Source organism: Gallibacterium salpingitidis, from assembly GCF_001678495.1.
GTDB lineage: Bacteria > Pseudomonadota > Gammaproteobacteria > Enterobacterales > Pasteurellaceae > Gallibacterium > Gallibacterium salpingitidis.
Genome location: NZ_JTJL01000059.1, coordinates 23,533 through 34,658 on the forward strand (window position 1 = coordinate 23,533; position 11,126 = coordinate 34,658).

Genomic DNA, 11,126 nt, shown 5'->3' on the forward strand with positions numbered 1-11,126 from the left:
GTGAATTACACTGAGATTAAACAAGGCTGGGATTATTTTATTCTTGGTTGGCATTTGATCACCAAAAAAGGCTTAAAACGCTTTGTTGTGATGCCAATTATCTTAAATATCGTGTTATTAAGTTTCGTCTTTTGGCTCTTAATGCAACAAATCGGTGATCTCACTAACTGGATGTTATCTTTTATGCCAGATTGGTTAAGCTGGCTAAACTATATTGTGACTACGCTTGCGGTCATTATGATCCTGTTAGTCTATTACTTTATTTTTACCACACTAGCAGGTTTTATTGCTGCCCCATTTAATGGCTTACTGGCGGAAAAAGTAGAATTATTATTAACAGGAAAACCCTCTAACGACGATGGAATTCTCGACTTTATCAAAGATTTGCCTCGAATGTTTAAACGTGAATGGCAAAAACTCTGGTATAGCTTGCCACGTATCGTCATCTTGTTTTTACTTGGTTTTGTGCCGCTCATAGGACAAACATTAATTCCAGTCATTTTTTTCCTATTTACAGCGTGGCTGCTTGCTATTCAATATTGTGACTATCCATTTGATAATCACAAAATCAGCTTTCCGATAATGAAACAACAACTGGCACAACGTAAAATTTTAAATCTTACCTTTGGCAGCTTAGTAGCGAGTTGTACCTTTATTCCGTTATTGAATTTTATTGTAATGCCGGTCGCTGTCTGTGGTGCTACTGCGATCTGGGTTGATCATTATCGTAATACTCATCAATAAACACCTATTCTAAACCTACTTTTTGTTTAACTAACTGTTTAACTGACAGAAAGTAGGTTTTCCTCTTTTTTCTTCGTTTTTATCACATCAATTATTTTTTCATAAAAAAATATTCATTTTGTGATCTATGTTACAACATTTTATTAACAACAAATTGCTTCTTATTTAACTTTTCTGTAAGTTGTTAATACTTTAGCGATTCGTTGAGCAGTGCATCGCTTGCTTATACTCACTAAGGAGATCATGCCTATGCAGCAATTAGATTCAATCTTAAAAGAAAACCGTATTTTCCCACCAAGCGATGAATTCCGCAAACAAGCCAATATCGGTAATAACGAACAATATCAACAACTTTGGAACTTTGCTGATCAAGATTATTTACATTATTGGGCTGACTTAGCCAGAGATCTCATCAGTTGGAAAAAACCATTTATGACCATCTTTGACGGCAGCAATACCCCTTTTTATAAATGGTTTATTGACGGTAAACTCAATGCTTCCTACAACTGTCTTGATCGTCATTTACCCGATAAAGGGGATAAAGTCTCATTAATTTTTGAATCCGATTTCGGTCAAGTAAATACCTTTACTTATAAACAATTACATAATCGTGTCTGTCGCTTCGCTAATGCGTTACGTGAACAAGGTATCAAAAAAGGCGATCGAGTCGTGATTTATATGCCAATGATTGTCGAAGCTGTTATCGCAATGCAAGCTTGTGCCCGTATTGGTGCAATCCACTCAGTAGTGTTTGGTGGTTTCTCTGCCAGTGCGCTGCGTGACCGTATTGAAGATGCTGAAGCAAAAATAGTGATTACCGCTAATGGTGGTTTACGCGGCGGAAAAATTATTCCTTTAAAAGAAACGGTTGATAGCGCTTTAGAAATGGGCTGCGAATCAATTGAAAAAGTGATTGTTTATTATCGTTTAAATATTGATACCCCTTGGAAAGACGGGCGCGATCTCTGGTGGCACGAACTCTCCAAAAATCAACCTGCCTTCTGTGAACCAGAATGGATGGATGCAGAAGATCCGCTCTTTATTCTTTATACTTCCGGTTCAACAGGTAAACCCAAAGGTATCGTACATAGTACCGCGGGTTATTTATTAGGTGCGATCAATACTTTCCGCAATATCTTTGACAATAAACCAGAAGATGTCTATTGGTGTAGTGCTGACGTAGGTTGGATCACTGGTCACTCTTATGTCTGCTATGGCCCATTAGCCAATGGTGCCACTCAAGTTATTTACGAAGGCGTGCCAAGCTACCCTGATGCGGGACGTATCTGGCGGATTATCCAACGTCATAAAGTCAATGTGTTCTATACTTCCCCAACTCTTGTCCGCTCTTTAACACGTTTTGGCGATCATATTCCACGCAAATATGATCTCTCCTCTTTACGTTTATTAGGTAGCGTTGGTGAACCAATCAACCCAGCTGCATGGATGTGGCTCTATGATGTGATCGGTCAAGGACGCTGCCCGATTGTCGATACTTGGTGGCAAACTGAAACCGGTTCGATTATGTTATCTCCTCTACCGGGCATTACCGCATTAAAACCGGGCTCTTGTACCTTACCGCAACCGGGAATTATGGCAGATGTTGTTGATGAAACCGGGCAAAAAATCACTGATTGCAGCGGTGGTATTTTAGTGATTAAACGCCCATTCCCATCAATGCTGCGGACTATCTGGAATGATGATAAACGTTATAAGAAAACCTATTTCCCTGAAGAATTAGGTGGTAAATATTATGTCGCCGGCGACTCAGCCCATCGTGATGAAGATGGTTATTTCTGGATCTTAGGACGCACTGATGACGTACTCAACGTTTCTGGACACCGCCTAGGTACCATGGAAATTGAATCCGCATTAGTGGCAAATGAAAAAGTGGCTGAAGCTGCGGTGGTTGGTAAACCTGATGAAATCAAGGGAGAAGCCATTGTTGCCTTTGTGGTATTAAATCGCTCTATTCCTGACGATGATGAAGCGAAACAAGTCGCCGAAGAACTCAAACAATGGGTATCGCAAGAAATTGGAAAAATTGCGCGTCCTGAAGATATTCGTTTTGCCGAAAACTTACCAAAAACGCGTTCCGGTAAAATTATGCGTCGTTTATTACGTTCTATTGCGAAAAATGAAGTGATTTCACAAGATATTTCAACCTTAGAAAATCCACAAATTATTGGTCAATTGCAACGTCAAATTCTTTAATTACCAAAATGCCCTGATAATCTCAGGGCATTTAACTCTTATTCAGATAGTAATTTATTTTATCGTCTCTGCATCAAATTTCTCTAATGCTGAATGGCTACCATTCACAAAGAAATAAATCATTGCAGTAATAATAAATACAAATCCTATACCAACAATCCAATATCCCGGACCAAAAGCAGCTGGATTAAGCACCATATAAACTAATGAACCAATCGTACAAAGAATAACCGCCACACGTAAAATAAATTGCATAAATCTATTTTGGTTATCCTTTAATAGATGTTGTACAAATAACATTACAGTCATAATTGCTGGGAACAAAATTAAACTAACATCAAGGTGCAACATTCTAAATGCAAAACCATAATCCGCTAATGGAACATCTTTCGCAGAATTATAAAGATCCGCTCTATATTCTTGTAAGAATCCCATTCCTGCAACAGTAATAATAATACAACTCCATGTTAGCAAAATACCGACTAAAGTATATTTAGCGGTATGACTTAAATTTGTATTTTGAGCTCTATTGCCAAATAAAGTAGAAGCTATAATAAATAATCCGCCAAAAAAGAATAATGTGCCAATAATAAAATCAACTAAATCAATACCAGCTACGCTTTGTCCTCTTAATGCAAAAAATCCTTTTTCTGTAAAAATATGCGGAATCTGCCAATTCACACCACAGAATCCTGAAATAACAAGAATCAAGGTCATTAAAATAAGCCCGATAATCGCCATCCATTCTCCAGTAGCTTTCAAAATAGCAAATTTTCCATTTAAAAATTGTCCATATTTCCAATCAATTGTAGATAATATTAATCCCATCACTGAAACAACAATCATATCAGAATGAGATCTTAATAAATTATCATTCCATTCCGACAAGCTATAACCTATTTTTCCTGCATACCAGCTAAATAGCCCTAATACATCGCCAAAATCAAGAATAAAACCAATTAAATCTCCAATCAGTGCAGCAATAAGAACCGTAGTTGTTGCAGTTACGACTAAATAATAAGCTAAAGATTTTTTTAATTGTTGATTATCCGTTTTTATTAATCCTATTAATAAAGTAATAAAAATAACATCAAGTGCTAAAAAAGAAATAATTTGATACCAAAGCATTAATTTAGTAGTTTCCATAGAGCGATTGATAGCTCCGCCAGTAATACCTACAAAAATCGCAACAATAGTGCAATAAAAAATAATTTTTTTAAATTGATTTCGTAAATTATATACTTGACTTAGGCTTAAACAGACAATTCCTGCTAAGCTAACTGTCAAGCCATGAAAGTACATCACACGAGAATAATCTACCGGTGTAGTACGATCAACAAAAATAGAAAATGGTGTTGCAATAAAAACACTTCCAATGGCATACACAACCAAAGCTGCCATTAACCACTTAATAATTTGTGTCCAAGAATATTTTCCTAGATATAATTCATTATTATTATCTATTGAACAATGATTATTTTTCATAAAAAACCCTTATAACTCTTTTTTCATTAACCAATCTGTTTGAGCATCACTACCAAGTTGAAAAATATGTTTATCAAACACAACAAATCCATTCTTTTGATAAAATTTTATCGCTTTATGGTTATGTTCCCACACGCCCAACCAAATATATTTAGCCTTTCTTTTTACAGCAATATTCACAGCATACTGATATAGTTCTTTGCCAACCCCCTTATTTTGAAAATTATTTAATACATAAATACGTTCAATCTCTACTGCTGAATGATCTTGTAATTCTGTTTGAGCATCAGAAAAATTTAATTTTAGATAACCAATAATCTCTCCATCTATTTCAGCAAAATAAAATTTCATATTTGGATTTGCTACTTCCTCACTTAATTTTTGCTGTGATAAACGCTGTTCAAGATAAGTTTTCATATCCTGTTCGGTATTGTCTTTTGCAAAAGTTTCTACAAAAGTATTAATACTAATTTCCTGTAATTTAATGACATCATTAACACCTACTTCTCTTATTATCATCATTAACCTCACTCTCTATTTTTTCTTTCCTATTAAACCAAATTAAAAATAATAAAATTTCACAAAAATATATTAATTATCAAATAATCTTTTTAATTAAAAAAAGCAAAAGAACCCCTAAACTAGCATTAATAAAAATACTAGAATTCTTTATTAAAAATATAAATTAAAAGATTATAGAAAACTAAGAACAGATTTTATGTGGTTTTATCATTATATTTTTCTCCATCTTTTGACTAAAAAATTTTCATATTTATTTCTCTAATAAATTTTTTGCAAAAAGATTTTGTAAATGACTAAATAACAAAATGATTTGTTGAATATTCTCTTCACCGAACTCTAAAGATGTCTGATGTTCTATTTCAGTAATCTGTTCAATTAGAGGTAAAGTAAAAGACAAACCTAATGGCGTTAATTTGATAACCTTTCCTCGCTTATCTTGTTCATCAGGCAAAAAAACTAAGAACCCTTTTTTATCCAGTTGTTTACATAATGAAGTGACGGTTTGTTTAGGTAATGCCCATTTGTTGCCAATTTCAGAAGGAGTTGTCTGTTGATTCCGACCTATGTGATATAAGAACCTTAACTCATTCAAAGTAAGATTGTATTCCTTTGCCCAATTCGCATAAATTTGTTCAAACTGGGCTGTTAGTTCTGAAAGTTGATCAAAGTAATTCATCTAATAGTCCTATATAGTACTTTATAGCGCCTATTTTAGTACGATATAGGATTAAATCAAGAAAAATATCTATAAAAAAGAAAAAATAAATTTTATATATTTCAATAAGTTAATCAAAATGAAGAGGAAAACTCCTTTTTAATTATAAAACAAAGAAATTATATTCCTGATCGTTATAAAATATAGCGAATAAGCATTGTTCATCTTTTCTACTTAAGAGTAAGCTAATTCCCATATTAATTAATTGAACAAATCATTAGGAGAAATTATGACTATTTATGCAGATAACTCATTAAGTATTGGACATACTCCACTTGTACGCTTACAACATTTCGGACAAAACGGTAATTTAGTCGTAAAAGTAGAAGGTAGAAACCCAAGTTTCAGTGTGAAATGCCGTATTGGTGCGAATATGGTTTGGCAAGCAGAAAAAGATGGCATTCTTACTAAAGATAAAGAAATCATTGATGCTACCAGCGGTAATACCGGGATTGCTTTAGCTTATGTTGCTGCAGCAAGAGGTTACAAAATTACCATTACTATGCCTGAAACAATGAGTAATGAACGTAAAAAATTACTCAAAAGCCTTGGGGTAAATTTAATCCTTACCGAAGGTGCAAAAGGAATGAAAGGTGCAATTGCTAAAGCAGAAGAGATTCTTAACTCTGATCCAAATCGTTATGTAATGTTAAAACAATTTGAAAACCCAGCTAACCCAGCAATTCACCGTCAAACTACTGGTCCAGAAATTTGGAATGACAGCGAAGGTAAAATTGATGTATTAGTTGCTGGTGTTGGTACAGGCGGTACTATTACTGGTATTTCGCAATACATTAAATTAGATCAAAAGAAAAATATTATTTCTGTTGCGGTTGAACCAGAAGAATCACCAATTATTACCCAATATCTTGCTGGTGAAGAATTAAAACCAGGTCCACACAAAATCCAAGGTATCGGTGCTGGCTTTATTCCAAAAAATCTCGATTTATCACTCGTTGATCGTGTAGAAAAAGTCGATAGTGAAACAGCAATTAAAACAGCTCGTAAATTACTAGAAAAAGAAGGTTTATTAGTAGGTATCTCTTCTGGTGCGGCTGTTGCAGCGGCGGATCGTTTAGCTAAATTACCAGAATTCAAAGATAAACTTATCGTTGCAATTTTACCGTCAGCAGCTGAACGTTACCTCAGTACTCCGCTTTTTGCAGATATTGAAATCTAATTCTCTTTTCTCCTGTGTGTAAAAATAAACACCTGTCGTCTTCGGCAGGTGTTTTTATTAGTTATTAGATCCTTCATTTTTTAATGTTTTTATCACTAAACATTGTTCAACATTATGTTGATCACATTGCGCCATATCCGCTAACAGCGTACGAATTTGCTGTAATTCTCGAATTTTTTCATCAACTTGCTGTAAATGTTGTTCCACCATCAGATTGGCATCATAACAATCGGTATTAGGTTGATCCTGTAATGCCAATAACGTCTTAATTTCCGCTAAATCAAAACCTAATGAACGACAAGTTTTAATAAATTTCAGCTGCTGCAAATGTTTAGTGGTAAATTGACGATAACCATTACTTGCTCGTTGCGCAGGTAAAATCACTTGAGATTTCTCATAAAAACGAATGGTTTCAAGATGAATACCACTTAACTCACTGAGTTTTTTAATGGTGAAAAATTCCATAATCTGCTTGACTCCGTAGCCACTACACCCTTTATAGTCTAGACCTGTTTTTATTCAAGTAAAGGGTTTTAATTATGTCTTGTGAACATGATCATTGCTGTCAAATAACTGCACAATCAAACAAATATCGCAAAATACTTTGGTGGGCATTTTCCATCAACGCCATTATGTTTCTAATCGAAATTATTGGTGGTATTAAAGCAGGTTCAGTTTCATTACTCTCCGATAGCTTAGATTTTTTTGGTGACAGTGCTAATTACCTTATCAGTCTATTTGTTTTAGGCAAAACACTGAGTTTACGAGCTAAAGCTTCACTACTTAAGGCATATTCGATGGGGATTTTTGGCATTTGGATCTTACTCACCACGCTATATCAATTATGGCACGGCGAAATACCGAATTATCATGAAATGGGTGTAATTGGTTTATGTGCTTTTTTTGCCAATATACTTGTCGCACTACTTCTATACACATTTAGAGAAGGAGATAGCAATATGCGTAGCGTTTGGCTCTGTTCTCGTAATGACGCCATTGGTAATTTAGCGGTTATCCTCGCTGCGATTGTTGTATTCTATACACAAAGTAACATACCAGATTTAATTGTTGCCTTTTTTATGTCTTATCTTGCCATCAAGGCTTCCTGGCTTATTTATCAACAGGCTAAACAAGAATTACAACAACATCACGCATAAAATAAATAGTGCATCTCCCATACCTTCCTCAACATTGAAGAAGGTATGAGAAATTTAAAAGATAGGATTTGTAACAGAGATCCTTTTAGCTAATTCATAACTCATTTACTGAAAATTAAAACTTTGCAATACCGCTAATGGATAACGTTTTCCAGCCAAATAATCTTGTACTGTCTGCCAGACCAATGGGTTACGCGCGGCATTTCCCTCTTGAGCAATATAGTGTTGAAACTCATCAACAGTTAGCCACAATGCGCCACTAATATCACTATCATGTGGATGTGGTTCAACACACTCATCTAACTCCACAATAAACACAAAACGGAAATAATCCTTACCAGAACGCGGTGCATGCCATTGATATACGCCTAACAACGCTTGCATATCCGCCTCAATGCCCGTTTCCTCGAATAATTCCCGTTTCGCTCCCTCTAACAAGGTTTCATTCTCTTCCAAATGTCCTGCGGGTTGATTTAAGGTCATCTTGCCGTATTCAAATTCTTCAACAAATAAAAATTTATCTTGGCAATGCACTACGCAAGCCATCGTAATTCGTGGATTTAACATTATTACTCCTTTAAATTTAATTTCAGACGCTGTAATAACTGCTGTTTTTCTTGTTCATTTAACTGATAACTGTTACCCAATGTCAATGCAGGAAAAGCAAAAAGCTCAAACCCAGCCACCGCAACACGCACCAAACGCAATGTTGGAAAACCAATATGTGCAGTCATACGGCGTACTTGTCGATTACGCCCTTCGTGAATACTGATTTCTAACCAACTGGTCGGAATCGTTTTACGCTCACGAATTGGTGGTTGACGTGCCCATAACTGCGACGGTTCCGCAATCATTTTTACTTGTGCAGGTAACGTTTTACCATCATTAAGCATCACCCCATTACGCAAACGATCTAAATCCTGTTCAGTGGGAATCCCTTCAACCTGTACCCAATATGTCTTTGCCAACTTAAATTTCGGCGTGGTCAAACGATGTTGAATTTCACCATGATTGGTCAATAACAACAACCCTTCGCTATCTCGATCTAAACGACCACAAGGATACACATCTGCAATGGCAATAAAATCTTTTAAGGTTTGCCGTCCAGCCTCATCACTAAATTGGCTTAACACATCATAAGGTTTATTAAATAGCACAATTTTGGTTTCTGCTAATGTTGGCTGCGGTTTCGGTGATAAATTTCGTTTTATCGGCTTGCGCCCAGTTCGGTTAAAATTTCGCATTTAATTATTAAAACAATGTTAAAAGTGTGACGTAAGTACCTGTTCTGTTTCGGCATTTATTTTATACTAAAACCACTTTGATTGCTGATTATCACTTGCTTTATTACAAGCAAATTTTCTAAAAAAATCAGCGCTCAATAATTCATCATTTTTCTTTTATTTTCTTATTTTCTAGTTGAAAAGGACAACTCATGCAAACTCAGATTAAAAAGCCAACCCAAGGTCAGCCAATCCAACTTACTGAAAATGGACAATTGATCGTACCAGATCAGCCAATTATTCCATTTATCGAAGGCGATGGTATCGGGGTTGATGTCACTCCTGCAATGCAAACAGTGATTGATGCCGCTGTGGCAAAGGCCTATGCAGGAAAACGTAAAATCCATTGGATGGAAATTTATGCGGGTGGCAAGGCAAATCAAATCTATGGAGAAAATACTTGGTTACCAGATGAAACTATTGATGCAATCCGTCAATATCACGTTGCAATTAAAGGGCCATTAATGACTCCAGTCGGCGGTGGAATTCGCTCATTAAATGTGGCAATGCGTCAAGGTTTAGATCTTTATAACTGCTTACGTCCAATTCGTTACTATGAAGGCACACCAAGCCCAGTCAAACACCCAGAATTAATTAATATGGTTATTTTCCGCGAAAATTCGGAAGATATTTATGCCGGTATTGAATGGGTCGCTGGATCAGCAGAAGCACAAAAAATGATTCACTTTTTACAAACCGAAATGGGCGTGAAGAAAATCCGCTTTACAGAAGATTGTGGTATTGGCGTAAAACCGGTATCAAAACAAGGCACACAACGTTTAGTGCGCGCTGCGTTGCAATATGTGATTGATAATGATCGTGATTCTTTAACCTTAGTGCATAAAGGTAATATTATGAAATTTACCGAAGGTGCCTTTAAAGAGTGGGGTTATCAAGTTGCTGAAGAATTTGGTGCTACTCTAATTGAACAAGGTCCTTGGATGCAGCTTACCAATCCAAAAACTGGTAAAAAGATTATTATTAAAGACTGTATTGCCGATGCGTTCTTGCAAGAAATTCTACTCCACCCAACCGATTACGATGTTATTGCGACATTAAACCTAAACGGCGACTACATTTCGGATGCACTTGCCGCACAAGTTGGCGGTATTGGTATTTCTCCAGGGGCAAATATCGGTCTTGATGCGGCGATTTTTGAAGCCACTCATGGCACTGCACCAAAAATTGCTGGTAAAAATATTGGTAACCCGGGTTCATTAATTCTTAGCGGTGAGATGATGTTGCGTCATTTAGGTTGGTTTGAAGCAGCTGATTTAGTGGTAAAAGCAGTTTCACAAACTATCGCTAATAAGACAGTTACCGCAGATTTCGCAGATATGATGGAAGGAGCAACTTTACGTTCTACCAGTGAATTTGCTGATGATATTGTCAGCAATATGTAGTCTGCTATTTTTTATTTTTCAAAAGTGCATTTTAGATAACTTTTTGAAAAATATGGCTTTTCAAATCTCCCAAACCCTCTTCAATCTTGAAGAGGGTTTTCTGTTATTAAAGTGCAGAATTTAGGGCATTTTGGCAATAAAAAGTTATCACAAGGTACTAATCTCAATTTGAATAATGAAAAACATCACCACAAAGTACCAATCTCAATTTGAATAGTGAACAACATCACCACAAAGTACCAATCTCAATTCAGGTAATAAACCGTTCCCATTAACTCATCAACCAACTGTCCAACTTTAGGGGTGCAGTTCAGGGTTAGAGGAGATTTAAGTACAAAAAAATAGCACCCAGCTGGGTGCTATTCAATTTACGATTGTCTCCTAATCAGAAATTACCAAGTGTAGCCTACGCTGACGGTACCT

11 protein-coding genes are annotated in these 11,126 nt (G+C 35.9%); 5 read left to right on the forward strand and 6 right to left on the reverse strand.

The genetic code is table 11. The features are described 5' to 3' along the window. On the forward strand, positions 1-744 hold the full coding sequence (gene cysZ, locus QS62_RS10155; RefSeq protein ID WP_066109721.1) for a sulfate transporter CysZ: 744 nt from the start codon (positions 1-3) through the stop codon (positions 742-744). 249 nt (positions 745-993) lie between these two features. After that, positions 994-2,958, forward strand: a complete 1,965-nt coding sequence (gene acs / locus QS62_RS10160) for an acetate--CoA ligase (protein ID WP_066109748.1) — start codon at positions 994-996, stop codon at positions 2,956-2,958. Between the two features lie 54 nt (positions 2,959-3,012). Here acs and QS62_RS10165 read toward each other — a convergent pair whose 3' ends face one another. The 3 genes from QS62_RS10165 to QS62_RS10175 all read right to left on the reverse strand — a co-directional run bounded on the left by QS62_RS10165 (position 3,013) and on the right by QS62_RS10175 (position 5,641). Next, the gene (locus tag QS62_RS10165; protein ID WP_066109726.1) at positions 3,013-4,443 is read right to left on the reverse strand and encodes a hypothetical protein; all 1,431 of its coding nucleotides are present in this window, start codon (positions 4,441-4,443) and stop codon (positions 3,013-3,015) included. Positions 4,444-4,452: 9 nt separating this feature from the next. Continuing rightward, positions 4,453-4,965 (reverse strand): GNAT family N-acetyltransferase, encoded by a 513-nt coding sequence (locus QS62_RS10170; protein WP_231923707.1) that lies wholly within the window; start codon positions 4,963-4,965, stop codon positions 4,453-4,455. Positions 4,966-5,215: 250 nt separating this feature from the next. Further along, positions 5,216-5,641, reverse strand: coding sequence for a MarR family winged helix-turn-helix transcriptional regulator (locus tag QS62_RS10175; protein ID WP_066109729.1), 426 nt, complete (start codon positions 5,639-5,641; stop codon positions 5,216-5,218). Positions 5,642-5,909: 268 nt separating this feature from the next. Here QS62_RS10175 and cysK point away from each other — a divergent pair, with 268 nt between their 5' ends. Then, positions 5,910-6,860, forward strand: coding sequence for a cysteine synthase A (gene cysK / locus QS62_RS10180; protein ID WP_066109731.1), 951 nt, complete (start codon positions 5,910-5,912; stop codon positions 6,858-6,860). A gap of 57 nt (positions 6,861-6,917) precedes the next feature. On the opposite strand, the gene QS62_RS10185 is transcribed toward cysK, so the two are convergent. Further along, positions 6,918-7,325 carry a MerR family DNA-binding protein gene (locus QS62_RS10185; RefSeq protein ID WP_082966182.1) on the reverse strand — a complete coding sequence of 136 codons (408 nt, stop codon included), beginning with the start codon at positions 7,323-7,325 and terminating at the stop codon, positions 6,918-6,920. A gap of 74 nt (positions 7,326-7,399) precedes the next feature. Here QS62_RS10185 and QS62_RS10190 point away from each other — a divergent pair, with 74 nt between their 5' ends. After that, positions 7,400-8,017, forward strand: a complete 618-nt coding sequence (locus QS62_RS10190) for a cation transporter (RefSeq protein ID WP_066109736.1) — start codon at positions 7,400-7,402, stop codon at positions 8,015-8,017. Between the two features lie 105 nt (positions 8,018-8,122). Here QS62_RS10190 and QS62_RS10195 read toward each other — a convergent pair whose 3' ends face one another. Both QS62_RS10195 and QS62_RS10200 read right to left on the reverse strand, forming a co-directional pair. Continuing rightward, a complete protein-coding gene (locus QS62_RS10195) occupies positions 8,123-8,584 on the reverse strand; it encodes an NUDIX hydrolase (protein WP_066109739.1) in 462 nt (153 codons plus the stop codon). A 2-nt stretch (positions 8,585-8,586) separates the two neighbouring features. Then, positions 8,587-9,261 carry an rRNA large subunit pseudouridine synthase E gene (locus QS62_RS10200; RefSeq protein ID WP_066109742.1) on the reverse strand — a complete coding sequence of 225 codons (675 nt, stop codon included), beginning with the start codon at positions 9,259-9,261 and terminating at the stop codon, positions 8,587-8,589. Between the two features lie 191 nt (positions 9,262-9,452). On the opposite strand from QS62_RS10200, the gene icd reads away from it, so the two are divergent. After that, a complete protein-coding gene (icd, locus tag QS62_RS10205; RefSeq protein ID WP_066109745.1) occupies positions 9,453-10,703 on the forward strand; it encodes an NADP-dependent isocitrate dehydrogenase in 1,251 nt (416 codons plus the stop codon). Positions 10,704-11,126 lie beyond the last annotated feature (423 nt).